Origin of the sequence: Arthrobacter sp. 35W (genome assembly GCF_000482545.1) — a bacterium.
Taxonomy (GTDB): domain Bacteria; phylum Actinomycetota; class Actinomycetes; order Actinomycetales; family Micrococcaceae; genus Specibacter.
Genome location: NZ_KI519455.1, coordinates 962,089 through 986,080, shown reverse-complemented (window position 1 = coordinate 986,080; position 23,992 = coordinate 962,089). Strand labels below are relative to the sequence as shown.

Sequence of the window (23,992 nt, the reverse complement as noted above, 5' to 3'; positions counted from 1 at the left end):
CCCGATCATCAGAGGTAGCATGGTTTTCCAGAAGTTCAGAAAGTCTTTGATCAGACCAATAGCGACGGCCTCCGCCGTCGCCCTGGTTGCTGGCATTGGCGTGGGGACCATGGCGGGCGCAACTGCTGCGGTTCCGGCGGTGGCGCCGGCCACCAGCGCAGGGATCAAGGCCGCGTCGCAGCTCAGTGCCGCAGACCAGACGCTTTGGTACAACGCCCCCGCCACCAATTGGGAGACGCAGTCGCTGCCCATCGGCAACGGCAGCCAGGGTGCCAGCGTGTTCGGCGGCAAGACCAGCGACCAGCTCAGCCTGAACATCGACAGCCTCTGGTCCGGCGGTCCGGGGTCCGCGGGCTGGACCGGCGGCGGCTGGCCTGCCGGGACGCACCAGGGCGCTCTGAAGAGTGTGCAGGACACCATCACCGCCAACGGCTCGATGAACCCGGATGGCGTGGCCCGCCTGCTCGGAAACCCGTCCTACAGCCAGCCCGGCACCGGCGTCATTCCCGGCTTCGGCTCGTACCTGGACTTTGGGCAGCTCTACTACGATGTCCCGGATGCCGCCACGGTGGCCAACTACCGCCGCGACCTGAATCTGGCGGACTCTGTGGCCGGCGTCAGCTACACCAACGCCGCGGGCGCCAAGGTCAGCCGCCAGTACCTGGCGTCCAACCCGGACAACAGCGTGGTCAGCCACTTCGAGGCGGACCGCCCTGGACAGATCAGCTTCTCCACGAGCTTCACCTCGCCCAACAATGCCACCGTCACCGCCGCCAACGGCCGCATCACCGTGACAGGCGTCGTCGCTGACAACGGCCTGAAGTATGAAATGCAGGCCCAGGTGGTGGTCGACGGCGGGACGCTGGCCACCACTGCCACGGGCGTCATCGTGGCGGGTGCCAACAGCGCCACGGTCCTCCTGACCATGGGCACCAACTACAAGGACAACTACCCGACGTACCGCGGTGTTGACCCGCACGCCGGGGTGACTGCCGCCGTCGATGCCGCCACGGCCAAGGGCTTTGCCGCCGTCCGTGCCGCACACCTGGACGACTACCACGCGTTGTACAACCGCATGAGCGTGAACCTGGGTGGGCACCTGCCGGCCGACGTCCCCACCAACACCCTGCGGTCCACCTACACCGGCGGCAGCTCGTCCTCGGACCGTGCGCTGCAGGCCCTGTTCTTCAACTACGGGCGCTACATGCTGATTTCCAGCTCCCGCCCGGGCTCCCTGCCGGCCAACCTGCAGGGCATCTGGAGCAACACCAACGCACCGCCGTGGCAGGCCGACTACCACACCAACATCAACCTGCAGATGAACTACTGGCTGGCCGAGGTCACCAACCTGTCCGAGACCGAAGAGCCGCTGAACGATTTCATGGCAGCCCTGGTGGAGCCGGGCAAGAAGACGGCCCAGTCCATCTTTGGTGCGGATTCGCCCGGCTGGATCGTCAACCAGAACACCAACATCTTCGGTTTCACTGGCGTGCATGACTGGTCCACCTCCTTCTGGATGCCCGAGGCCGCGGCCTGGATGATGCAGCCGGTGTACGAGCACTACGCCTTCAGCGCCGACCTGGACTACCTGCGCGACACGGCCTACCCGATGATGAAGGGGGCCACGGAGTTCTGGATCCACAACCTCAAGCCGGACCCGCACGACAACAACCGCCTGGTGGTCACCCCCAGCTATTCCCCGGAGCAGGGCGACTTCACCGCCGGTGCCGCCATTTCCCAGCAGATTGTCGCCAACCTCTTCAAGGACACCCTGGAGGCGGCCACCAAGCTGAACGCCGACGCCCCCTTCCGTGCGCAGCTGCAGGATTCCATCAACCGGCTCGATCCGGGCCTGAAGGTGGGCTCCTGGGGCCAGATCCAGGAATGGAAGTACGAGGACCCGGCCACCACGCTGGACAACCCCACCAACCAGCACCGCCACGCCTCCAACCTCTTCGCCCTCTACCCGGGCGATGCGATCGACGTGCGCAACGATCCGGTCCTGGCCGCCGCGGCGCGCACGTCCCTGGATGCCCGCGGCGACGGCGCCACCGGCTGGTCCAAGGCCTGGAAGATCAACTTCCTGGCCCGCCTGCTGGACGGCAACAACGCCGAGCGCATGCTCTCCACGCTGCTGAAGAACAACACCTACGACAACCTCTGGGACGCGCACCCGCCGTTCCAGATCGATGGCAATTTTGGCGCCACCTCCGGCGTCGCCGAGATGCTGCTGCAGTCCCACTCCAACGCCATCGACATCCTCCCGGCCCTGCCGGCCAAGTGGACCGAGGGCGCCGTCTCCGGTCTGAAGGCCCGCGGCGGATCCGAGGTTGGCGTCAGCTGGGCCAACGGCGCGGCGTCGACGGCGGTCATCAAGCCCGCCGTCGACGGCACGGTCACCGCCCGCTCGACCCTGTTCGACGGCAAGTTCACCATCTCGGACAAGACCACCTCCGCCACCGTTCCCGGAACGCGCAATGCCGACGGCACCGTCAGCTTTGCCGGCGTCGCGGGCCACGACTTCGTCATCACGGCGACGGCATGGATCGCGCTCTCGGCCCCGGCCTCCGTGCCCGGTGCCAAGTCCTTCACTGTGGATGTCACGCTCAACGCCTCCGGCGCCGACCTGGCCGCCGTCCAGCTCGCCGTCCTGGCTCCGGCAGGCTGGACGGTGGAGCCGGCAACGGCCGCCACCGCCGTCGTGCCGGCCGGCACCAGCGCCACCAAGACCTTTACCGTCAAGGCACCGACCAGCCCGCTGGGCGACGCCACGCTCAAGGCGACGCTGTCCAGCGGCGGCACCACCCTGCTGGCGCAGCGGTCCCTCACCATCACCGACCCAACGGTGGTGCAGTGCACCGCCATGACGGCGATCGCGGCCTCCAGTGCGGAGAACAGCGCCAGCGAAAAGGATCCCGTCACCAACCTGACGGACTGCGATTCCAACTCGCCGTGGCACTCCGCGTGGAGCACCGGCAGCACTCCGCCGCCGCACTGGGTGATTGTGGACCTGGGCAAGGCGCGCAATGTGGTGTCAGCCGGCTGCATCGCCCGGGCCTCGGCCAACGGCCGCATCAAGGACGTCAAGATGGAAACCAGCGTCGACGGCGTCGCGTGGAAGGTTGGCGGCACTGCCGTCTGGACCAATACGACGGGAGAGCAGACGGTTTCGCTGGATGGGTCCCCGGCCCGCTTCCTGCGGATGACCGGCGTCACCTCGTACGACGGCCAGTGGGTCGCCTGCGGGGAGTTCACCGCCAAGGAGCGCACTGCTGCTGCGACGACGTCGGCTCCGGCCACGACGAGCGCGCCGGCCACCACAACGGCCGCTCCGACGGCGACTGCCACCACTACGGCGACGGCAACGTCCACCGCCCCGTCAACTGCCACCGCGACGGCGTCGGCGTCGGACACCGCAACCAACGCCCCGACGGATGGCCCCGGCACCACGCCGGCCCCGCCCGTCACGGTGACGCGCGGCTCCGGCCTGGTGGTCAACGCCGGCGGATTCGGCGCGGGGGAGTCCGTCAAGGCCGTGATCCACTCGGATCCGACCGACATGGGTACCTTCTCCGCCACGGCGGAAGGTGCCGTGAGTGCCACGTGGCAGGTCCCCGCCGACTTCGCCACAGGCAGCCACACCGTGGTGCTGACGGGCCTGGCCTCCCGGCTGGTGGTCGAGGTGCCGGTGGTGGTGCTCGCATCCGCTGACGCCCCGGCCCAGGCTCCGCAGGATCCGGATCTGGCCAACACGGGTGCGGGGCAGCTGCCGCTGCTCCTCGGATTCGCGCTTCTGGTGCTTGCCGCCGGTGCGCTCATCCGCCACCGTTCCCGCCGGGGGCACATGCCCAAACGGGCATAACGACTGGTCAGAGATGCCGCAGGGGTAATTCACAACACAGGCATATGTGCTGTGGATATCCCCTGAGGTATAGCTGTTTTTCAGTCCTGTCAACATGGCAGAAACCGCCGGGTGTGGATGAAAAATAGGTCAAAAATACTTTTCATCCACAGCCTGTGTGGAACGTTTCCGCAGGTCAGGGGCCGGTTGTTGACATTTGCCCACAGATATCCACAACCTTCTCCCCAGCCTGTGCACAAGGCATGGCACATTATGCACACGTTATCCACAGGAGCGGTGGATAACGGGGTTGGCGGAGGCCCCTGCAGGGCATAACGTTGCAGCATCCCCCACTAGCGAACCCCGGTTTCAGAACCTCGGTGTCGGTGCCTGGTGGTAGGACTAGAGCAGCAATTCAGGTGGACCCGCCAGCGGTTCGCCGCAGTCCGGCCCAGCGGCCGGGAAAGTGGGCAGGAAACCATGTCAGCGCCAGCGACAGACCAACCGGGACTCACCCGCGAGCCGGATTTTGCCCGGACCCCGCCGCAGGATCTCGTTGCGGAGCAGAGCGTGCTCGGCGGCATGATGCTCTCCAAGGACGCCATCGCCGATGTGGTCGAGGTGCTGCGGGGCAATGACTTCTACCGGCCCTCCCATGAATCCATCTACGAGGCCATCCTTGACCTCTACGGCCGCGGCGAGCCCGCCGATGCCGTCACCGTGGCCGATGAGCTCACCAAGCGCCAGGAAATCGCCAAGGTGGGCGGCCCGGCCTATCTGCACCAGCTCATCCAGTCCGTACCCACCGCGGCCAACGCCGGCTTCTACGCCGAAATCGTCTCCGAGCGCGCCGTGCTGCGCCGCCTGGTCACCGCCGGCACCAAGATCGTCCAGATGGGCTACGCCAACGACGGCGAGGTTGAGGACATTGTCAACGCCGCCCAGGCGGAGATATTCAAGGTGGCCGAGCGCCGCACCTCCGAGGACTATGTGGCGTTGAAGGACGTCATGGAGTCCACCGTGGACGAAATCGAGGCCTCCGGGCACCGCGGCCAGGGCATGACGGGTGTGCCCACCGGATTCTACGAATTCGATGAGCTCACCAACGGTCTGCACCCGGGCCAGATGATCGTCATCGCCGCGCGCCCCGCCGTCGGAAAGTCCACCTTTGCCCTGGACTGGGCCCGCTCGGCGGCCATCAAGCACAACATGGCAACGGTGATCTTCTCCCTGGAAATGGGCCGCAACGAGCTGGCCATGCGTCTGCTCTCCGCCGAGGCCACCATCAGCCTGCAGGATCTGCGCAAGGGAACGGTCAAGGACGACCAGTGGTCCAAGATCGCCACCACCATGGGCCGGATGAACGATGCCCCGCTGTTCATTGACGACAGCCCCAATATGTCCCTGATGGAAATCCGCGCCAAGTGCCGCCGCCTGAAGCAGCAGCACGACCTCAAACTCGTGGTGCTGGACTACCTCCAGCTGATGTCCTCCGGCAAGAAGGTCGAATCGCGCCAGCAGGAGGTCTCCGAGTTCTCCCGTGCCCTGAAGCTTCTGGCCAAGGAGCTGCAGGTTCCTGTGGTGGCGCTCTCGCAGCTGAACCGTGGTTCCGAGCAGCGTACGGACAAGAAGCCCATGGTGTCCGACCTTCGTGAATCCGGCTCCATCGAGCAGGATGCCGACATGGTCATCCTGCTGCACCGCGAGGACATCTACGACAAGGAATCACCGCGCGCAGGTGAGGCCGATGTGATTGTGGCCAAGCACCGTAACGGCCCCACGAAGACCCTGGTGGTGGGCTTCCAGGGCCACTACTCGCGCTTCTCCAACATGGCCGCGGACGCCGGCGCCGGCGGTGGCGGCTACTGACCCAACTGAGTGACACTTATGACACGTTCCGGGCCACGGAACGTGTCATAGCTGTCACCCAGTTGGGGTGCGCAGCCGGAACTTCGCCTCGATGCGCTGGCCTGCGCAGCCCGCGGCGACAATGAGCAGAGCCCCGCACGCGGACATCCAGCCCAGCCGATCGCCTGCCACCAGCAGCCCAGTGGCCACGGCCCAGACGGGTTCCGTGCCCATCAACAGGCTGGCCCGGGAGGCCGAGGTGCGCCGCACGGCCCACAGCTGCGCCAGAAAGGCGAACACGCTGCACGCCAGACCCAGATAGAGCGCCCAGCCCCATTGCGCCGGGCCAAAACCGGCGACGGCGGACAGCGTGCCACGCGGGTCCAGGGACAAAGCAAGCACCGCGCACACTGTGCTCTGGATGAGCGTCACAGTCACCGAACTGTAGGGTTTGCCGCGTGTCAGCGCGCTGAGCAGCGTGACATGCACGGCCCGCACGCCCGCCGCAGCCAGCATCAGCAGGTCCCCGGCGTTCGGCACGCGGAAGCCCTGGGGTGAGACCAGCAGCGCCACGCCCACCACGGAGACAACGGCTGCCGCGAAGAAGCCGGGCGGGAGCCAGCGGCGTTGGGCGGCCGAGTCCACCAGCGGGGTGAAAATGACCGCCAGTGAGATGATCAGCCCGGCGTTGGTCGCCTGTGTCTGTGCCACGCCCGCCGTCTCCAACAGCAGTACGGCTGCCTGGGTCAGGCCCAGCAGCACCCCGGTGGCGAGTTCGGCCGGTCCCGGCAGCCGTCGAACCCAGAGGAACCACACTCCGCCGAGCGCGGCGCTGGCGATGCCAAAGCGGACAGCCAAAACCGCCGGTACGGATGCCGCCTCGGTCAGCTCCTTCGCAGCCACATAGCTTGTTCCCCACACGATGGCCACGCCCATCAATGCCATGTCTACGCCGAAGCGGGTCCAGAAAGTCTTCACCGCTCCAGTCTTTGGCGGCAATAACAATAGGACAAGATACCTATTCGATGTCCGATCCATTAGCTTGGAATTATGTCTTGGCAGAAGATCCGTGGCGGGGACCGCCCATGATGGAGCTGGGGCAGCTGCGTGCCCTGCGAGAGCTCAGCGAGCGGGGCAGCATCGCCGCGGCCGCCCGGGCACTGCACGTCACGCCGTCGTCCATCTCCCAGCAGCTCAGCGCCCTGGCCCGCCGGGCCGGCACCCCGCTGACCTTCAGGGACGGGCGCCGCACTTCACTCACCCCGGCCGGGCTGGCCCTGGCGCGGGCCGCCGTCGGAGTCGAAGTGGCGATGGAACGGGCCGAGTCGGCAGTGGGGAGCTTCCGGCAGGATGCCCGCGCCCAGGTGCGCGTGGCCGCCTTCCACAGCGCCGGGCTGGCGCTTTTCCGCCGGCTGGCGGCGGAGTTTGTCCACGAGGATGGTCCGCAGCTGGTGCTCGGCGATGCCGACGTGGCGCAACAGGACTTCCCGGCGCTTGCGGCCGACTATGACCTGGTGCTGGCCCACAGGCTGCCCAACAGCCCTCCCTGGCCGGAGTCGGTGGCCGTGGTGCCGTTGGCGTTTGAGCCGCTGGACATCGCCCTGGCGCGCAGCCACCCGCTGGCGGCCAAACCGACCCTGCTGCCGGCGGATCTGCGCGGGGCGGAATGGGTGGCCGTCCACGAGGGGTTCCCGCTGCAGGGTGCCATCGAGCTCATCCAGACGCTGGCGGGGGAGGAGGCGGTGGTGCGGCATCGGATCAACGAGTTCTTTGTCGCGGCATCCCTGGTGGAGGGTGGCGGCTTGGCCGCATTGATTCCGCGCTACACGGTGGCCCGCCGGCTGTTCCCGGCACTGGTTCTGCGTCCACTGGCGGCCCCGGTGCTCGGCCGGCACATCGACATCCTGGCCCGGCCCGAGGCGCTGGAGCGCGGCGGCGCGGCACAGGTGGTTCAAGCCCTGCAGACCATCATGGCCGCCGTCATCGAAGAAACCCACGCCGATTCCACATCCACCGTGGACCCAACTGGGTGACAGATATCTCACGTTCCGGGCCCCGGAACGTGAGATAACTGTCACCCAGTTGGGACGGCTAGGGTTGACCGGTGAGAAAAGAACCGGTTGCCCGCAAGATCCTCCACCTGGCGGTGCCCGCCTTTGGCGCGCTGATTGCCGAGCCGCTGTTCCTGCTGGCGGATTCGGCCATCGTGGGCCACCTCGGCGTGGACCAGCTCGCCGGTGTCGGCCTGGCCGCAACGGTTCTGCAGAGCGTGGTGGGCCTGATGGTCTTCCTGGCCTACTCCACCACCCCGGCCGTCGCCCGGCTGGTGGGCGCCGGCCGGCGCCCGGAGGCGCTGGCCGTGGGCCGCGATGGAATCTGGCTGGCAACACTGCTGGGTGCCGTGCTGGCGGTGGCGGGGTATCTGGCCGCCGCTCCGCTGCTGGCGGGCATGGGCGCCAGCGGCGCCGTGCTGGACTACGCCGGCGAGTATCTGCGCATCTCCATGGCCGGCGTGCCGGCGATGCTGGTGGTGCTGGCGGCAACCGGTGTGCTCCGCGGCCTGCAGGACACAAAGACGCCGCTGCTGGTGGCCGGAGCTGGATTCCTCGTCAACATCCTCCTGAACCTGTTCCTGGTCTACGGCCTGGACCTCTCCGTTGCCGGCTCCGCGCTGGGGACGGCGCTGGCCCAGTGGGGCATGGCCGCCGTGTACCTGGTGATGGTCGGGCGCGCCGTGCGGGCCCATGGCGTGGGGCTGCGTCCGCACTGGGCGGGGGTGGGCGCCGTATCGCGGGTGGGCAGCTGGCTGATGCTGCGCACGCTGAGTCTGCGCCTGGCCATCCTGGCCACGGTTCTGGTGGCCACGGCCCAGGGGCCCGTCAATCTGGCCGCCCACCAGCTGGCCATGACCATCTTCACCTTCCTTGCCTTCGCCCTGGATGCGCTGGCGATCGCAGCCCAGGCGCTCATCGGCAAGGAGCTGGGGGCCGGAAATGTGCCCGCCGTGAAACTGCTGACCCGCACCATGGTGCTGTGGGGGCTGGGCTTTGGCGCCGGAACGGGCGTGCTGCTGCTGGCGGCCTCGCCCTGGGCCGGCTGGGTTTTCAGCACCGATCCGGCCGTGCACCGGGCGCTGGCCGCCGCCCTGGTGGTGATGGCACTGGCCCAACCGGTGGCCGGCTTCGTCTTTGTGCTCGACGGCGTGCTGATCGGGGCGGGCGACGCGCGGTACCTGGCCTTGGCCGGGCTGGTGAACCTGGCGCTGTACCTGCCTCTGCTGTGGTGGGTGGCGGCCGCAGCAGAGGGCGGAACGCCGTCGGGCCTGATGTGGTTGTGGCTGGCCTTCAGCGTCGGCTACATGGCCGCCCGTGCCGCCACCCTGGGCCTGCGCGCCCGCACCGAGGCGTGGATCCGCCCGGGGGCGCACTGAGCGCCCCCTAAACTGGAGGGGTGAGTGAACACCCCGCACCCCGCCCCGCCCCGTCCACCGTGACCGAGGGCGACGCCGTCCTTTGGCAGCCGGTGCTGCTGCGCGCCGTGGCCGCCCTGGCCTTCGGCGCCGCCACCGTCTTCTTGACGGTGCCCACGACGGCCGGCATGGGCGTGCTCGCGGGCGCCTACTTCGTGCTGGTTGGCGCTGCCCTGCTGCTGGTGGTGCGGCGCCTGGCCGCAAGCCTGTCCCTGTCCGCCTCCAGCGCGCCTGTGCTTGCCCTGGCGGTCCCCGCCGCCCATCTGGCCGTGGCCGGCGTCGTGGCGGCCGTGGCGGGCTCGCCGGAGCTTCTGGGCTGGTACGGGGCCTTTGCCCTGGCCCTTCTCGGCCTGGGCGAACTGTATGCCGCGGTGGCCTTGAAGGGGCGCACCGTCCTGTCCCGCGACTGGCTGGTCTCCGGCGTCGTGATGCTGGGGACCGCCGCCGTGCTGCCGTTCGTGGCCGCCGCGGGTGCCAAGGCCGTCCTGGGTGTGACCGGGGGAGGGGCCCTCATCACCGGGGCGCTGTGGCTGCTGTGCGCGCTGACCATCCGGCACGACGGCCGCGCATCGGCAAAGGCCGTAAACTAGAGACATATGGTTCTACGTTGCGTAGAACCAATGCCGGCGCTTGGCGTGCGGCACGGGCCCCGGCCCGCAGAATGAACGCCGCCCCCGCGGCCAACCAGGAGGAACGACGTGGCCAACCCCGCACCGCAGCAGTCCGGCGGACCCAAGACGTCGGTCAAAGCACCGCTGATGTTTTCGGCCGCCCTGGCCGCCGTCGCCGGCATCGTCACCCTGGTGGTCTCCACCGGCGGCACCCGGCACGAACTGCGCTGGGACCTTGCAGCCATTGCCTTCGGCGTGGCATTCATCGTGACCCTGGTGGTGGCCGCCATGCTCTCCATGAGCCACAAGGAGAACGCCCCGCACCTGGGCCAGGGCTCGGGCATCAACCTGACCTCGGCGGAGCGTCTGGCGCAGCAGCAGGAACGCGACAGGAAGGCCGGCAACGACGACGCCGGTCCGGCCTCCTCCGCTTAGACGCACCTCCCACCCGCCTGTCCACCCCGGGAGCGTCCACCCCGGGAGCGTTCACCCCGGGAGTGTTCACCTCAGGGTGGACAGGGTCCCGGTGATCCGTTCGTGCACCGCCGCATCCACGGTGATGCCGGCGGCCCGCAGCGCCATCACGGCCGCGCCCACCATGCCGTCCTCCACGAGGACCGCCTGCGCCGGCCCCCCGCCCGCGCCAAACGCTCCTGACACGGCGTCGAGCACGGCCGCCCCCACGGCGCCGCCCTTCGTCAACACGCTGCCACCGAACACCAGTGGGCCCTGGACGCCGGGATCCGCCACGGCCGCCAGTGTGCGCGCCAGATGGCCCGCCGCCCGGGCCAGGATGTCCTGCGCCACCGCATCTGCAGCCGGGGCAAAGGCCAGGGGTGCGAAGCGGCTCAACTCCACCGGGCGCAGCGCATAGGCCGCCTTCATCAGCGCCTGCTGGGCCGCCACCCGGCCGTCGATGCGGTTTTTCGGATCCCAGGCAATGTCCAGCGAATCCAGCAGGAGCGCCGTCAACGCCGTCGGCGCACCGCGTCCATCAAGGGCTGCCACTGCGGCATGAACCACCTCCCGGCCCAGCCAGAATCCCGAGCCGTCATCGCCCAGAAGCCACCCCGCGCCGTCGCTCACGGCATCGAGCGCCCCGTCCTTGATGCGGGCCCCCACGGCACCGGTGCCGGCCATCAGCGCGTAGCCATTTGTGTGGAATGTACCGGAGTAATAACCAGCCAAAAGATCAGATTCAATCACGGTGTTTCCGTCGAGGCCGAGGGTAATAAAGCGTTCATGAAAAAGATGACCATGAATTTGCACGGATGCACCCGCCATGGCGACGGCCGCTCCGGACAGCGAAACGGCCCCCTTTCTGGACGCCTCAACGGCCTGCGTGGCGGCGTCTTCCAGAGAGGCCAAAGCGGCCTCAATTCCGCTGGAAATAGGGTTTCCTACGCCTGATCGGCCGTAGCCCAGGCAGGTCCCGGAGGCGTCGACAACCACCGCCCGGGTGGAGGTTCCGCCGGCGTCGATTGCAAGAAATTTTTCCATCGTTATCATTCCGTGTCCTAAGTGTGACTTGACTAACACTGGCAGTGAGAATAGTTTTCAAGCACCAGCCCCGATCAAGAAACGGATTTTCACATGTCAGCCTTCACCGCCCCCTCGTCAGCAGGCAATGCTGTCGGTCTGGTGAACCGCATTCAGGCAAAACTACCCGAGATGCCTGCTGCCATGGCCAAGATCGGATCGTTCCTGCTGCAGCACCCGCAGGCACCGTTGCAGCTCTCGATCATGGAGCTGGCGGAGAAGACTGGCACGTCCCCGGCTACGGTGACGCGCTTCTGCCGGCTGTTGGGCTACGCCGGCTATGTGCCGTTCCGTGTGAGCATTGCCTCGGACATGGGACGCAATGACGCCCGCGAGTCCTGGAAGGCCGACATCGGCCGCGCCTTTGGCCCCGATGATTCACCCCGCGATGTGCTGAGCACCCTGGTCAACGCCCACACGCGCTCCCTCGAGGAAACCGCGGCCGTGATGGATCTGGCCTTGATGAACAAGATTGCGCGCCGGATCGCCCTGTGCGCCCATGTGGACATCTACGGCATCGGCGGCAGCGCCGTCATGGCCAAGGAGCTCCAGTCCCGGCTGTACCGCATCGGCGTCAATGCCCACCACTGGTCCGAGGTCCACGCTGGCCTGACCAGCGCCGCGATCCAGGACGGCAATTGCGTGGCCATCGGCATCTCCAACACCGGCCGCACCGAGGAGACCATCCAGATGCTGCGCCAGGCCGGGGCCGCCGGTGCGCTGACCGTGGCACTGAGCAACAATCCCAGTTCGCCCCTGGCGGAGGCCGCGGATCTGCAGATCATCACCTCCGTCCACGAGCAGTTTCTGCAGCCGGACGACCTCTCGGCCAAGCACGTCCAGCTGCTGGTCCTCGACCTGATCTACCTGCTGGTGGCCCAGGTCAACTTCTCCCAGACCACCTCGAAGCTGGCCTCCTCGGCCATGGCCGTCTCCCCGCACCGCCGCCCGACACGTGCCGAGGCCAAGGCCGACGCCGGCCACCATTCCGTCCACACCGGCGTGAGCAGAAGGAAGAATCATGTCTGAGTCGATCACCGCGTTCCACTCCGAGGTTTCCGCCCGCCTGGACGCACTGTCCGCCGAGGCGCGCAATGGATCCCTGGATGCCGCCGTGGACGCCATGGTGGAGTCCATCCTGGCCGGCGGCGTGGTGCAGGCCTTCGGCACCGGCCACTCCGAGGCCTTTGCGATGGAGATCGCCGGCCGGGCCGGCGGGCTCATCCCGACCAACAAGATCGCCCTGCGCGATGTGGTCCTGCGCGGCAGCCGCGATGCGAGCATCCTTTCCGGCGCTTCGCTGGAACGCGACCCCTCCGTCGTCGACGAACTTTTCGACCTCTCCCCGGTGCGCCCGGGGGATGTCTTCATCATCGCTTCCAACTCCGGCGTGAATGGGTCCATTGTGGGCCTGGCGCTGCGGGCCAAGGAAGCGGGCCACACGGTGATTGCCGTAACTTCCCTGGAACACACCAATGCAGTCGACACAAAACACCCAAGTGGTGTGCGTCTCAGTGAAGTTGCGGATATTGTTATCGATAACAAGGCACCGTATGGCGACACCACCCTCCAGGTTTCCGGTGGGGGAGGTGTCGGGGCCGTCTCATCCATCACAGCCGCATTCATTGCGCAGCTGCTGACGATTGGAACGGTCAACCGCCTTGCCACCTCCGGGAAAACGCCGCCCATCTATATTTCCGCAAATATTCCGGGCGGCGACGAGCACAACAAAGCACTTGAAGACCTTTACAAGGACCGAATCAGGCGCGACGCATGACCTTGGGCCCGTTGCAGCATTCCCAGCCTGCGGCGCCTGATGATCCACCTGCAGTACGAACGGCATCACCGAACAAAATTCGCACCATCTATGGAAGGCAGTAAAAGAATGAGCATTCAGAACAAACCTCTGGAACGGCGCGGCTTCCTGCGCGGCGTCCTGGCCACCGCTGTACTTGTTCCCGTGGGCGGCGCCCTGGCTTCATGTGCTGGTGGCGGCGGCGCTACTGAGTCCTCCGCTCCCGGTGGTGCGGTTTCGGCCGACAACCCGTTCGGCATGGCCGACAAGGCCAACGTTGACGCAGTAATCTTCAAGGGCGGCTACGGCATCGACTACGTCGAGTTCGCCGGCAAGATCCTGGAAAAGAACCACGCCGGATCCACCGCCAAGATCTCCCCCTCCACGGACATCTCCCAGGAGCTGCAGCCCCGCTTCGTCGGTGGCAACCCGCCGGACCTGATCGACAACTCCGGCGCCAAGTCCATCGGCTTCTCCACCATTTTGGACCAGCTGGAGGACCTGACCAGCGTCACCGAGGCCAAGAACCTCGAAGGCACTGTCATCAAGGACACCCTCTACGCGGGCGTTCTGGCTCCGGGCACCTTCGATGGCAAGCTGGCAGCACTGAACTACGTGCTGACCGTCTACGCCATGTGGTACTCCGCCTCCCTGTTCGAGGAGAATGGCTGGACCGTTCCCAAGACCTGGGACGAGGCCTATGATCTGGGCATGAAGGCCAAGGAGAAGGGCAAGTTCCTCTTCGTCTGGGGCATGGAAGCCGCCACGTACTACCAGGAAATGGCCATTGCCTCCGCCATCAAGGAAGGCGGCGACGAGGTTCGTCTGGCACTGGAGAACCTGAAGGCAGATTGCTGGTCCAACCCGGCCATCCAGAGCGTCTTCACCTCCATCAAGAAGATCGTCGACGCCGGCCTGTTCAAGCCCGGTGGCGCCGGCACCAAGTTCACTGCCGCCCAGGCACAGTGGAGCAACAACCAGGACGCCCTGCTCTACCCCTCCGGCTCGTGGATCGAAAACGAGATGAAGGACCAGACCAAGGCCGGCTTCAAGATGACGGGTGCTCCGGTCCCGACCGTGACCGCCAGCCCCAAGATCCCGTTCGCGGGCCTGCACAGCGCCTCCGGCGAGCCGTTCATCATCCCCTCCAAGGGTGCAAACGTTGCCGGTGGCAAGGAACTGCTCCGCACCATGCTTTCCAAGGAAGCGGCAACCAACTTCGCCAAGACCAAGCTGGCTCCGACCATCGTCAAGGGCACCGTCCCGGCCGATGGCTTCGGCTCCACCGCCCTGGTGTCCCAGACGACGCTGCTCGACGGCGCCGGCAAGAACATCTTCACCTGGAACTTCATCGACCTTTACGGCACGAACAAGGACCAGCTGGTTGTGTGGAACACCTTCCTGGATGGCAAGAGCGACGTTGCCACCCTCACCGCAGACCTGCAGAAGATCACTGACAAGGTCCGCAACGACGATTCCGTTAAGAAGATTGAAGTGAAGTGACCCACCTCAGCACTGAAGTGAAGCCGGGCAGCGGCGATACCGCCGCTGCCCGGCGGCGCCGGATAAACCTCTCGTTCGACAAAGTCAGTTTCATGGTGGTGTTCCTCGGCATCCCCGTGGTCATCTACCTGGTCTTTGTGATCTCTCCGTTCATCCAAGCGGTCTATTACTCCCTCACGAACTGGACCGGGTTCAGCGCCAAGATGGATTTCATCGGCCTGAACAACTACGTGAAGCTTTTCCAGGACGACATCTTCATGAAATCCATGGGCAACAGCATCGTCCTGGGCATCTTCCTGCCCATCATCACCATTGTGCTCAGCCTCGTGCTGGCATCGCTGGTGACGGTGGGCGGCAGCAGCCGCGGCCAGATCAAGGGCCTGCGCGGATCAAGCTTCTACCGTGTCATCTCGTTCTTCCCGTACGTCATCCCCGCGATCGTCGTGGGCATCATCTGGGCAGCGGTCTACGACCCCAGCTCCGGCCTGCTCAACGGTCTGCTGACCGGCGTCGGCCTGGAGCAGTTCAAGGACTTTGCCTGGCTGGGCAATGAAAGCACCGCCATGATCGCCTCGATGTTCGTCATCGTCTGGGGATTCGTGGGCTTCTACATGGTGCTGTTCATCGCAGGCATCAAGGGCATTCCGGCCGAGATCTTCGAGGCCGCCCGCATCGATGGTGCCGGACGCCTGCGCACCGCCGTCAGCATCACCATCCCGCTGATCCGCGACAACATCCAGACGGCCTACATCTACATGGGCATCCTTGCCCTGGATGCCTTCGTCTACATGTCCGCGCTGAACTCCGGCGGCGGCCCCAACAACTCCACGCTGGTGATGAGCCAGCAGCTGTTCTCCACCGCCTTCACCAAGGGCCAGTTCGGCCTTGCTTGTGCCATGGGTGTGGTGCTGGCCGTGATCACGCTGATCTTTGCCGGCATCGTCTTCCTGGTCAACAAGCTCTCCGGCGGCGCTAAGGATGTGTCCCTCTAATGTCCACGAAAATTGCCTCCACCTCGAAGTCCGTTTCCGATGCCTCGCTGATCATCCCGCGCAAGGCCAAGGACACCCCAGGCGACAAGGCAGTAGCCGGCGTCTCGCACGCTCTGCTGTCCATCTGGGCGCTGATCGTGATCCTGCCGCTGCTGTGGACGGTCCTGTCCTCGTTCAAGACCACCAGCGAGATCTTTGCCTCTCCCTTCGGGCTTCCCGCGGAGTGGAGCTTCAAGAACTACGTCACGGCCTGGACCTCGGCGGGCATCGGCTCGTACTTCATCAACACGGTGATCATCGTGGGCCTGGCGCTGTTCATCGTCATGGCCCTGGGGTCGATGACCGCCTACGTGCTGGCGCGGTTCGTCTTCCCGGGCAGCAAGGCCATCTACACACTGATGCTTGCCGGCCTGACGTTCCCGATCTTCCTGGCCATCGTGCCGCTGTTCTTCATCCTGAAGAACACCGGTCTGCTGAACACCCGGCCCGGTCTGATCATCGTCTACGTGGCGTTCGCCCTGCCGTTCACCGTATTCTTCCTGTTCTCCTTCTTCAAGTCGCTGCCCCACGAAATCAGTGAGGCGGCGTCCATTGACGGTGCAGGCGAATGGCGGACGTTCTTCCAGGTGATGCTGCCGATGGCCAAGCCGGGCCTCGCCTCGGTCGCCATCTTCAACTTCCTGGGCCTGTGGAACCAGTACCTGATCCCGGTGGCATTGAATACCAAGGAGGACCAAAAGGTCCTGTCCCAGGGCATCGGTGCCTTTGCCGGCCAGATGGGCTACGCCGTCGACTTCGGAGCGCTGTTCGCAGCCTCCGTGATCACGGTCGTCCCCGTGCTGATCATCTACATCATCTTCCAGCGCCAGCTGCAGGGGTCGGTTTCGGCCGGCACCATGAAGTAGCGCACCACCCGTTCCACTACGACGACGGCGGGCCTCCCGGGACGGGGAGGCCCGCCGTTGCGTTTAAGCGGCGGAGCCGGCCTTGCGCCGGCGGTAGGCCGCCACATTGGCGCGGTTGCCGCAGTTTCCGGTGTCGCAGTAGCGCCGGGACCGGTTCTTGGAGAGGTCTATCAGCACCGCCTCGCAATCGTCAGCGGCGCAGATGCGCAGGCGCTCCAGCTCCTTGGAGCGGATGACATCCACCAGGCCCATGGCGGCCTCCGTGCCCATGCGCAGGGCCAGCGGCGCCGCCGGGGTGGTGGCGTGCAGATGCCAGTCCCACTGGTCGTGTTTGACCAGCTGGGGGAGCGCCTTGGCCTGGGCCAGAAGCTGGTTCACCAGCTCCGCGGCCTCGTCCTCGCCGGCCGTCCAGATGGCGCGCAGCTGGCCGCGCATGCGCCGCACTGCGCGCAGTTCCGCCTCATCGTGGGTGCGGGATCCGCTGAACTGCTGCTCCTGCACGAACACATCCAGTTCGGCCAGCGTGGACAGCGAATCTGGTGTTGCCTCGGCGGTGTTGATCAGCGCCGCGGCAGACACCAGGGCAACTTCTGTGTCATAGGCAAAGATCATATTGACTCCTGACAATGGGCGGGCGTACTGTCACCAGTATAACTACTTTTACTCATGACATACCTGTGACGGATAGACCATGACTTCCACCCTGAACCCCACCCGCTGGGCCTCGCCGGCCCTCCTCATCGCCCTGGTTTCCGCGGCGGCCTTTGCGCTCTCCGGATCCTTTGCCAAATCGCTTTTTGAAAGCGGCTGGTCGCCCGGCGCCGCGGTGGCCGTCCGCATTGGCGGCGGCGCCGTCGTCCTGCTGGTTCCGGTGGTTCTGGTCCTGGTGCGCCACTGGCATGACGTGAAACGGTCGCTGCCGCGGGTGGCGCTCTACGGCATGGTGCCGATCGCCCTGTGCCAGCTGTTCTACTTCAATGCCGTCCAACACCTGTCCGTGGGCGTGGCACTGCTGCTGGAATACCTTTCCCCGGTGCTGCTGGTGCTGCTGGCCTGGGCCACCACCCGCACCAGCCCGCGGCTGCTGACCATTCTGGGTGCGGTCCTGGCGATGGGTGGACTGGTGCTGGTGCTGGACCTTGCCGGGGCCCAAAAGATCAACACCGAAGGCATCCTCTGGGGTCTGGCGGCGGCGGTGTGCTCGGCGGCGTTCTTCATCATGTCCGCCCGGCAGAACGACAATGTCCCGCCGGTGTTGATGGCCGGCGGCGGAATGCTGGTGGGCGCCGCGCTGATTCTGGGCCTCGGCCTGGCCGGCGTCATGCCGCTGGCGTTCTCCAGTGCCGACACCGTCTTTGCCGGCCACGAGGTCAGCGTGCTGGTGCCCATTCTGGGGCTGGTGCTTGTCACCACCGTGTTCGCGTACGTGGCCGGGATCATCGCCACCCGCGGGCTGGGCTCCAAGATCGCCTCCTTCGTGGCGCTCTTTGAGGTCTTCTTCGCCGTGATCTGGGCGTGGCTGCTGCTGGGCGAACTGCCCCGGCCCATCCAGCTGCTGGGCGGCGTGCTCATCATGGGCGGTGTGGTGTTGGTGCGCCTGGACGAGCTCCGCGGCACTGGGGCGGTGGAGCCGTCCGCCGCCGCCGCCGTCGAGCCTGACGCAATTCCCTCCGTCCAGCCCTCCACCTCGGGGGCCCGGGGGCGCTAGCCTTAGGGCAACATCGAACCCGCAGGGGGCAGCCGTGGATGCACAGAAGATGAAGAACCCCATCGTGGTGGGCGTTGTGCCCGGGCAGCCCGCCATGGTGCGCCGGCGTGCCGCCGAGCTGGCCGCGGCGCTGGATGCCGAGCTGGTGTTCGCCTACGTGGACGTCACCACATTCCTGATCCCCGAACCCCGGGAGGGGCCCCCGCCGCTGCCGCTGGTTCCGGGGCCTCCGCTGGACGACGCCGAAAGTGTGGCGGAACAGTTGAAGGCGGTGGTGGCCGCGGAACTTGACGGTGGGGGCCTGCGCTGGTCGTTCCAGGTTCTGGAGGGTGATCCGGCGCGGGCCCTGGGCCGGCTGGCCGAGACGCTGGATGCCGGCATGATTGTCGTCGGCACCCGGGAGCGCAGCCTGGCCGCCCGGCTGGAGGAACTGCTGATCGGCTCGGTGGCGGCGCACCTGACCCACCGCCAGGACCGCCCCGTGCTGGTGGTGCCGGTGGACCTCCGCCACCGCGACGACGCCCTCTAAACGCACCCAACTGAGTGACAGCTATCGCACGTTCCGGGCCTCGGAATGTGGGATAACTGTCACTCAGTTGGGGTCGGCTTAGCGGCCGAAGCGGCGAAGCCGGAGCGAGTTTGCCACCACCAGCACGGAGCTGGCGGCCATGGCGGCGCCGGCGATCATGGGATTCAACAGGCCCAGGGCTGCCACCGGAATGCCGATGGCGTTGTAGAAGAACGCCCAGAACAGGTTGGTCTTGATGGTGGACAGCGTGCGCCGGGAGAGCTCGATGGCCGTGGCCACCTGTCCCAGATCGTTCCCCATCACCGTCAGATCGGCGGCCTCGATGGCCACATCGGTGCCGGAGCCCATTGCGATGCCCAGATCGGCCTGGGCCAGGGCGGCGGCGTCGTTCACACCGTCGCCGGCCATCGCCACCGTGGCCCCGGCCGCCTGGAGCCGGCGGACGGCGTCCACCTTGCCCTGCGGCAGCACATCGGCCAGCACATCCTCCGGCGCGATGCCGACGGCGGCCGCCACCTGGGCGGCGACGGCGGCATTGTCACCGGTCAGCAGCATCGGGCGCAGCCCCAGTGCCTTCAGCCGGGCAATCGCGGCGGCGGAGCCGTCCTTGATGGTGTCCCGCAGGCTGAGCAGCCCCACCGGGCGGCCGTCCACGGCCACCCAGATGGCCGTGGCACCGGCGGACTGCGCCTGGGCCAGAGCCTGCAGCTGGGCCTTGGTGGGCTCGACGCCGTTCTCGGCCAGCCAGCCGGCGCGGCCGGCCAGCACGGTGCGGCCCTCAACCTGGCCGAGGACTCCGCCGCCGGGGGAGGAGCGGAAGTCCGTGACCGCGGGCAGCGTGCCCGTGGCCGATTCGTGGCGGGCGTGGGCAGCGATCGCGTGGGCAATCGGGTGCTCGCTCGCAGCCTCAACGGCTCCCGCAAGGCGGAGCACCTCGGCGGCCTCCAGGTCATCCAAGCTCGCAACGTTGGTTACTGACAGCTTGCCGCTGGTCACGGTGCCGGTCTTGTCCAGCAGGATGGTGTCCACCGTGCGGGTGTCCTCCAGGATCTGCGGACCCTTGATCAGGATGCCCAGCTGGGCGGCGCGGCCCGTGCCGGTCAGCAGGCCGACGGGCGTGGCCAGCCCCAGGGCGCAGGGGCAGGCAATCACCAGGACGGCGACGGCGGCCGTGAACGCCGCCTGGATTTCGACAGGCTCAATCACCGGGGCGCTGACGAGCAGCCACAGGATGAAGGTGAGCGCGGCCAGGCCGAGGACGATCGGCACAAAGACGGAGCTGATCCGGTCCGCCAGGCGGGCAATCGGTGCCTTGCCGGACTGCGCGGCACTGACCAGCCGGCCCATCTGGGCCAGCGTGGTTTCGCTGCCCACGCGGGTGGCGCGCACCAGCAGACGGCCGGAAGTGTTCACGGTGGCGCCGGTGACGGCATCGTCCACCCCCACATCAACCGGCAGCGATTCGCCGGTGATCAGCGAGGCGTCGACGGCGGAGGAGCCCTCCACCACCACGCCATCGGTCGCGATCTTTTCACCCGGACGGACCACCAGAATGTCGCCCACCGAGAGGGTGTCGGCGGGAACCTTGGCCTCCACGCCGCCGCGGAGCACCGTGGCATCCTTGGCGCCCAGGCTCAGCAGCGCCTTGAGGGCATCGCCGGCCTTGGCCTTGGCGTTTGCCTCCAGGTAGCGCCCCAGCAGCAGGAAGGTGACAACGACGGCGGCCACCTCAAAGTACAGTGCCGCGTGGGCTCCGCCCATGGCTCCGCCGTGGGCCGTCAGCATCGGATCTGCGATGAGGGCGGCGGCGGAGAAGATGTAGGCGGCCAGCACGCCGAGGGAGACCAGCGTGTCCATGGTGGAGGCAAAGTGCCGGGCGTTGATGGCCGCCGCACGGTGGAAGGGCCACGCGGCCCAGCTCACCACGGGCAGCGACAACGCACCAACCACCCAGCCCCACTGCGGGAACTGCAGTGCCGGGATCATGGAAACCAGGAACACCGGCAGGGTCAGGACGGCCGCGGTGATGAGGCGGGGCCTGAGCGCGGCGGCCGCGCCGCCGTGGGACATGTGGTCCTCGTGGCTGCCGGAATGTTGGCTGGCACCGTCGACAGTGCCGTCGGCTGGGCCATCCTCCATGCCGGAGGAGCCGTGCCCCATGCCTGAATGGCCCATGTGCGCGTGGCCCGCGCCGTGTCCGCCGTGCGCTGCCGGCGGGTTCTTCAACCGCGCCTTGTAGCCGGTGGCGTTCACGGTGTCGAGGACCTGCTGGTCGGTGATGCCGGCCGGAACCGTCACCTGGGCGGATTCCAGCGGCAGATTGACCGAGGCGCTGACGCCGTCGAGCTTGGCAAGTTTGCGTTCCACCCGCGAGACACAGGACGCGCAGGTCATGCCGTCGATGTCGAGTTCAAGAATGCGGGGTGCGTCCGGCCGGGTGATGTGGGCCAGATCGATCTCTGCGCTCATGGCGCTCCTTAGGATGCTGGTGATGGGCGCTTAGGCCAGATTTGCGACGACCAGGTAGCCGGCCTCGGCCACGGCTTCGCCGATTTCTTCGGGGGAGAGCGTCAGCGATGAGGTGACGGTGGCGCGGGAGATGCCGCCCTTGTTCAGTTCGATGGCCACGCCGGTGACGCCGGCCAGGGCGCTGAGCTCCTCGGTGACGGAGCTGACGCAGTGGCCGCAGGTCATGCCGGAGATGTTGACGGTGGTGGTGACGGGCTGGTGGGTGGTGCTCATGGCTAGCTCCTCAAGAGTCGTGAAATGGCGGCGGTGGCCTCGGAGACCTTGTCCTGGACAATCTGCGGGTTTTCCTCCGCCAGGGATTCGTGGGCGGCCCCCACCACGCAGTGGGCGATGTGGTCCTCCAGCAGCCCAATGCTGACGGCGTGCAGGGCCTTGTTGACCGCCGCGATCTGGGTGAGGATGTCGATGCAGTACTTGTCCTCCTCCACCATGCGGGCGATGCCGCGCACCTGGCCCTCGGCCCGCTTCAGCCGGCGCAGATAGGCCTGTTTCTCCTCGGTGTAGCCGTGCGGTTCCTGGGGTTCCTGGTGGTCTTCCATGCTTTGAATTTATACCCCTAGGGGGTATCGGTCAATACCCCTAGGGGGTATGTGGCGGAGGTCACGGAAGCCGTCCGAAACCCATGGTGGATCGACGGCAGACCCTTGCCGCAGGCAGCGGGCCGGTGGTCGAATGGGGGCATGGCTAGCAACGGCGCGGCACACATCCTTTTGGCGGTCGGCACCAAGAAGGGGCTCTGGCTGGGCACCAGCACAGACAGGGCCGAGTTCACCTTCACCGGACCGCATTTCCTCATGAATGAGATCCCCAGCATCGGCATCGACACCAGGGATGGGCGCACCCGCATTATGGTGGGCGTCCGCTCGGAGCATTGGGGCCCCACGGTGGCCCACTCGGACGACCTTGGCGCCACCTGGACCGAACCGGAGGACGGCGCCATCACCTTTCCGCCGGACACCGGGGCGGCGCTGGAGCGGATCTGGCAGATCCACCCCGACACAGCGCAGCGCCCGGGGGTGGTCTGGGCCGGCTGCGAGCCCATCTCGGTGTGGAAATCAACCGACGGCGGCGAACACTTTGAGCTGAACCGCGGGCTCTGGGACCATCCGCACCGCGCCGAATGGGGTGCCGGAGCAGGCGGCGCGGCCGCCCATACGGTGCTGCCCAGCCCGGTGGACGAGGACACCATCCACATCGCGATGAGCACGGGCGGGGTCTACCGCAGCACCGACGGCGGCACCAGTTGGCAGCCCCGCAACCACGGCATCGGGGCCACGTTTCTGCCGGACCCGCTGCCGGAGTTCGGCCAGTGCGTGCACAAGGTGGCGCGCGACGCCGTCCTGCCCGAGCGGCTCTTTGCGCAGAACCACCACGGCGTCTACCGCAGCGAGGACAACGCCGACACCTGGACCTCCATTGCCGAGGGCCTGCCCGCTGATTTTGGCTTTGTCATGCTCGCGCACCCGCGGCGTTCGGGCACGGCCTGGGTGGTGCCCATCAAGGCCGATTCCGAGCGCATCCCGCCGGACGGCCACCTGGCGGTGCACCGCACCGACGACGCCGGCGAAAGCTGGACGCGGCTCGACGGCGGCCTGCCCGATCCGGACTACAACGTGGTGCTGCGCGACGCCGCAGCCTTGGACACCGCCGAGCCCGTGGGCGTGTACTTCGGCACCCGCGGCGGCTCGGTCTATGCCAGCGCCGATGAGGGGGCCAGCTTTGCGGAGGCCATCTCCCACCTGCCAGACGTGCTCTGCGTGCGCGCCGCCGTCGTCGGCTGAGCCATGGCCGACGCCGGCGATGTTGCCCTGCTTGTCCCCAGCCTGCTGCGCCAATTCACTGGCGGAGCGGCCGAACTTGCGCTCGCCGTTGAGGGTCCGGCGACGGTGGCCGAATTGCTGGACACGGTGGGCGCCGCGCATCCCATCTTCAACCGCCGGGTGCGCGATGAAACCGGCGCCCTGAGGCGCTATGTCAACATCTACGTGGCGGGCGAGGATGTGCGGCGCCGCGATGGGCTGGCCACAGTGGTGCTGCCCGGCCAGGAAGTGATGGTCATCCAGTCCGTGGCCGGCGGCTGACACCCGGCCGGCGGCAAGCCACTGGGCTCAGGCGGTGGCAGCCGACGTTGAGGCAAACAGCTTCCGCAGCGTGAAGAAGCAGCCGAGCGCTGAGAACAGCGCGGCCATCAGGATGTCCTTGCTGTAGCTTTCCCACAGTTCTGGATTGTCGATGAGGTTGGTGCCAAAAACGTCCCACATTTCCCCGTCCGTCAGGGCCTGGACGGGGCTCATGCCGAACTGGTTGATCATGTCCAGCCACATGCCGCCGACGAAGGCGAGGGTCATCGTCACCAGCACGATGCCCAAGACCACCCACACGCCGCGCCTGGTGGGATGGCCCGCACCGTGTCCATACATTCTGGCGGCACCAAAGGCCACCACCCAGGCCACGAGCGAAGCTACGAAGCCGAAATTCCAGATGATCATCCACGCAAGCACACCCAGGGGAATGACGATGGAGGCAAAAATGGCGCCGCGGAGGACGTCCTCCGTGGGCCGGGGCCGCGGAGTGGTTTCCATGTACGGGACGGGCGCGGTCTGGCCGTAGCCAGGTTCAGTATTCTCGGACAATGTGGGCTCCCCAATTCTCATGCCAGTGATATCGGCAAGAAGTATTGCACGGGGCCGCGGATGCGCAGAATGGCTGTGGCCGGCGGTGCC

22 protein-coding genes are annotated in these 23,992 nt (G+C 66.9%); 15 read left to right on the top strand and 7 right to left on the bottom strand.

Annotation, left to right across the window (positions count from 1 at the left end; genetic code table 11):
• Nucleotides 1-46: 46 nt before the first annotated feature.
• Both K254_RS24945 and dnaB read left to right on the top strand, forming a co-directional pair.
• On the top strand, nucleotides 47-3,862 hold the full coding sequence (locus K254_RS24945) for a glycosyl hydrolase family 95 catalytic domain-containing protein (protein WP_051389317.1): 3,816 nt from the start codon (nucleotides 47-49) through the stop codon (nucleotides 3,860-3,862).
• Nucleotides 3,863-4,321: 459 nt separating this feature from the next.
• On the top strand, nucleotides 4,322-5,710 hold the full coding sequence (dnaB, locus tag K254_RS0116630; RefSeq protein ID WP_026556321.1) for a replicative DNA helicase: 1,389 nt from the start codon (nucleotides 4,322-4,324) through the stop codon (nucleotides 5,708-5,710).
• A gap of 54 nt (nucleotides 5,711-5,764) precedes the next feature.
• On the opposite strand, the gene K254_RS23760 is transcribed toward dnaB, so the two are convergent.
• On the bottom strand, nucleotides 5,765-6,667 hold the full coding sequence (locus K254_RS23760; RefSeq protein ID WP_196810986.1) for a DMT family transporter: 903 nt from the start codon (nucleotides 6,665-6,667) through the stop codon (nucleotides 5,765-5,767).
• A 107-nt stretch (nucleotides 6,668-6,774) separates the two neighbouring features.
• Between K254_RS23760 and K254_RS23755 the strand changes: the two genes are divergently transcribed.
• From K254_RS23755 to K254_RS23750, 4 genes are all read left to right on the top strand, one after another.
• Nucleotides 6,775-7,722 (top strand): LysR family transcriptional regulator, encoded by a 948-nt coding sequence (locus K254_RS23755; RefSeq protein WP_231391886.1) that lies wholly within the window; start codon nucleotides 6,775-6,777, stop codon nucleotides 7,720-7,722.
• Between the two features lie 71 nt (nucleotides 7,723-7,793).
• Nucleotides 7,794-9,119 carry an MATE family efflux transporter gene (locus tag K254_RS0116615; RefSeq protein WP_026556320.1) on the top strand — a complete coding sequence of 442 codons (1,326 nt, stop codon included), beginning with the start codon at nucleotides 7,794-7,796 and terminating at the stop codon, nucleotides 9,117-9,119.
• Between the two features lie 20 nt (nucleotides 9,120-9,139).
• Nucleotides 9,140-9,748, top strand: a complete 609-nt coding sequence (locus K254_RS0116610; RefSeq protein WP_051389316.1) for a hypothetical protein — start codon at nucleotides 9,140-9,142, stop codon at nucleotides 9,746-9,748.
• A 108-nt stretch (nucleotides 9,749-9,856) separates the two neighbouring features.
• On the top strand, nucleotides 9,857-10,204 hold the full coding sequence (locus K254_RS23750; RefSeq protein WP_051389315.1) for a hypothetical protein: 348 nt from the start codon (nucleotides 9,857-9,859) through the stop codon (nucleotides 10,202-10,204).
• 66 nt (nucleotides 10,205-10,270) lie between these two features.
• On the opposite strand, the gene K254_RS0116600 is transcribed toward K254_RS23750, so the two are convergent.
• Nucleotides 10,271-11,269, bottom strand: coding sequence for an N-acetylglucosamine kinase (locus K254_RS0116600; protein ID WP_035750277.1), 999 nt, complete (start codon nucleotides 11,267-11,269; stop codon nucleotides 10,271-10,273).
• A gap of 93 nt (nucleotides 11,270-11,362) precedes the next feature.
• On the opposite strand from K254_RS0116600, the gene K254_RS23745 reads away from it, so the two are divergent.
• The 5 genes from K254_RS23745 (at nucleotide 11,363) to K254_RS0116575 (ending at nucleotide 16,503) form a co-directional block, all read left to right on the top strand.
• Entirely contained in the window at nucleotides 11,363-12,337 is a 975-nt protein-coding gene (locus K254_RS23745; protein ID WP_051389314.1) for a MurR/RpiR family transcriptional regulator, read from the top strand.
• Nucleotides 12,330-13,085: a sugar isomerase domain-containing protein gene (locus K254_RS0116590; protein ID WP_026556317.1), complete on the top strand. Its 756-nt coding sequence runs from the start codon at nucleotides 12,330-12,332 to the stop codon at nucleotides 13,083-13,085. Before K254_RS23745 ends, K254_RS0116590 begins: the two co-directional genes overlap by 8 nt.
• Nucleotides 13,086-13,193: 108 nt before the next feature.
• Nucleotides 13,194-14,606 (top strand): N-acetylglucosamine/diacetylchitobiose ABC transporter substrate-binding protein, encoded by a 1,413-nt coding sequence (gene ngcE, locus K254_RS0116585; protein ID WP_026556316.1) that lies wholly within the window; start codon nucleotides 13,194-13,196, stop codon nucleotides 14,604-14,606.
• Between the two features lie 92 nt (nucleotides 14,607-14,698).
• Entirely contained in the window at nucleotides 14,699-15,598 is a 900-nt protein-coding gene (locus tag K254_RS0116580; RefSeq protein WP_081710328.1) for a carbohydrate ABC transporter permease, read from the top strand.
• On the top strand, nucleotides 15,598-16,503 hold the full coding sequence (locus tag K254_RS0116575) for a carbohydrate ABC transporter permease (protein ID WP_026556314.1): 906 nt from the start codon (nucleotides 15,598-15,600) through the stop codon (nucleotides 16,501-16,503). Before K254_RS0116580 ends, K254_RS0116575 begins: the two co-directional genes overlap by 1 nt.
• A gap of 63 nt (nucleotides 16,504-16,566) precedes the next feature.
• Here K254_RS0116575 and K254_RS0116570 read toward each other — a convergent pair whose 3' ends face one another.
• Nucleotides 16,567-17,115, bottom strand: a complete 549-nt coding sequence (locus K254_RS0116570; RefSeq protein ID WP_026556313.1) for a CGNR zinc finger domain-containing protein — start codon at nucleotides 17,113-17,115, stop codon at nucleotides 16,567-16,569.
• Nucleotides 17,116-17,194: 79 nt separating this feature from the next.
• Between K254_RS0116570 and K254_RS0116565 the strand changes: the two genes are divergently transcribed.
• Both K254_RS0116565 and K254_RS0116560 read left to right on the top strand, forming a co-directional pair.
• On the top strand, nucleotides 17,195-18,211 hold the full coding sequence (locus K254_RS0116565; protein WP_026556312.1) for an EamA family transporter: 1,017 nt from the start codon (nucleotides 17,195-17,197) through the stop codon (nucleotides 18,209-18,211).
• Nucleotides 18,212-18,245: 34 nt separating this feature from the next.
• The gene (locus K254_RS0116560) at nucleotides 18,246-18,740 is read left to right on the top strand and encodes a universal stress protein (protein ID WP_026556311.1); all 495 of its coding nucleotides are present in this window, start codon (nucleotides 18,246-18,248) and stop codon (nucleotides 18,738-18,740) included.
• A gap of 78 nt (nucleotides 18,741-18,818) precedes the next feature.
• Here the strand turns inward: K254_RS0116560 and K254_RS0116555 are convergent, their stop codons facing one another.
• From K254_RS0116555 to K254_RS0116545, 3 genes are read right to left on the bottom strand one after another with little or no spacing between them, the layout of a single operon-like run.
• Nucleotides 18,819-21,209, bottom strand: a complete 2,391-nt coding sequence (locus K254_RS0116555; RefSeq protein ID WP_051389312.1) for a heavy metal translocating P-type ATPase — start codon at nucleotides 21,207-21,209, stop codon at nucleotides 18,819-18,821.
• A 30-nt stretch (nucleotides 21,210-21,239) separates the two neighbouring features.
• Nucleotides 21,240-21,482 (bottom strand): heavy-metal-associated domain-containing protein, encoded by a 243-nt coding sequence (locus K254_RS0116550; RefSeq protein ID WP_026556309.1) that lies wholly within the window; start codon nucleotides 21,480-21,482, stop codon nucleotides 21,240-21,242.
• A gap of 2 nt (nucleotides 21,483-21,484) precedes the next feature.
• Nucleotides 21,485-21,808, bottom strand: coding sequence for a metal-sensitive transcriptional regulator (locus K254_RS0116545; protein ID WP_026556308.1), 324 nt, complete (start codon nucleotides 21,806-21,808; stop codon nucleotides 21,485-21,487).
• Between the two features lie 141 nt (nucleotides 21,809-21,949).
• On the opposite strand from K254_RS0116545, the gene K254_RS0116540 reads away from it, so the two are divergent.
• The gene (locus tag K254_RS0116540) at nucleotides 21,950-23,050 is read left to right on the top strand and encodes a WD40/YVTN/BNR-like repeat-containing protein (protein WP_026556307.1); all 1,101 of its coding nucleotides are present in this window, start codon (nucleotides 21,950-21,952) and stop codon (nucleotides 23,048-23,050) included.
• 3 nt (nucleotides 23,051-23,053) lie between these two features.
• Complete coding sequence (locus K254_RS0116535; protein WP_035750274.1) at nucleotides 23,054-23,350, top strand: MoaD/ThiS family protein; 297 nt, start codon at nucleotides 23,054-23,056, stop codon at nucleotides 23,348-23,350.
• A 27-nt stretch (nucleotides 23,351-23,377) separates the two neighbouring features.
• On the opposite strand, the gene K254_RS23740 is transcribed toward K254_RS0116535, so the two are convergent.
• A complete protein-coding gene (locus tag K254_RS23740) occupies nucleotides 23,378-23,902 on the bottom strand; it encodes a hypothetical protein (RefSeq protein ID WP_051389311.1) in 525 nt (174 codons plus the stop codon).
• Nucleotides 23,903-23,992 lie beyond the last annotated feature (90 nt).

Bases quoted from the DNA above. Each gene is read 5' to 3' on its own strand.
- dnaB (WP_026556321.1), top strand. From the start codon at position 4,322: ATGTCAGCGCCAGCGACAGACCAACCGGGACTCACCCGCGAGCCGGAT.
- K254_RS23755 (WP_231391886.1), top strand. From the start codon at position 6,775: ATGATGGAGCTGGGGCAGCTGCGTGCCCTGCGAGAGCTCAGCGAGCGG.
- K254_RS0116600 (WP_035750277.1), bottom strand. From the start codon at position 11,269: ATGGAAAAATTTCTTGCAATCGACGCCGGCGGAACCTCCACCCGGGCG.
- K254_RS23745 (WP_051389314.1), top strand. From the start codon at position 11,363: ATGTCAGCCTTCACCGCCCCCTCGTCAGCAGGCAATGCTGTCGGTCTG.
- K254_RS0116590 (WP_026556317.1), top strand. From the start codon at position 12,330: ATGTCTGAGTCGATCACCGCGTTCCACTCCGAGGTTTCCGCCCGCCTG.
- ngcE (WP_026556316.1), top strand. From the start codon at position 13,194: ATGAGCATTCAGAACAAACCTCTGGAACGGCGCGGCTTCCTGCGCGGC.
- K254_RS0116580 (WP_081710328.1), top strand. From the start codon at position 14,699: ATGGTGGTGTTCCTCGGCATCCCCGTGGTCATCTACCTGGTCTTTGTG.
- K254_RS0116575 (WP_026556314.1), top strand. From the start codon at position 15,598: ATGTCCACGAAAATTGCCTCCACCTCGAAGTCCGTTTCCGATGCCTCG.
- K254_RS0116570 (WP_026556313.1), bottom strand. From the start codon at position 17,115: ATGATCTTTGCCTATGACACAGAAGTTGCCCTGGTGTCTGCCGCGGCG.
- K254_RS0116565 (WP_026556312.1), top strand. From the start codon at position 17,195: ATGACTTCCACCCTGAACCCCACCCGCTGGGCCTCGCCGGCCCTCCTC.
- K254_RS0116555 (WP_051389312.1), bottom strand. From the start codon at position 21,209: ATGAGCGCAGAGATCGATCTGGCCCACATCACCCGGCCGGACGCACCC.
- K254_RS0116550 (WP_026556309.1), bottom strand. From the start codon at position 21,482: ATGAGCACCACCCACCAGCCCGTCACCACCACCGTCAACATCTCCGGC.
- K254_RS0116545 (WP_026556308.1), bottom strand. From the start codon at position 21,808: ATGGAAGACCACCAGGAACCCCAGGAACCGCACGGCTACACCGAGGAG.
- K254_RS0116540 (WP_026556307.1), top strand. From the start codon at position 21,950: ATGGCTAGCAACGGCGCGGCACACATCCTTTTGGCGGTCGGCACCAAG.
- K254_RS0116535 (WP_035750274.1), top strand. From the start codon at position 23,054: ATGGCCGACGCCGGCGATGTTGCCCTGCTTGTCCCCAGCCTGCTGCGC.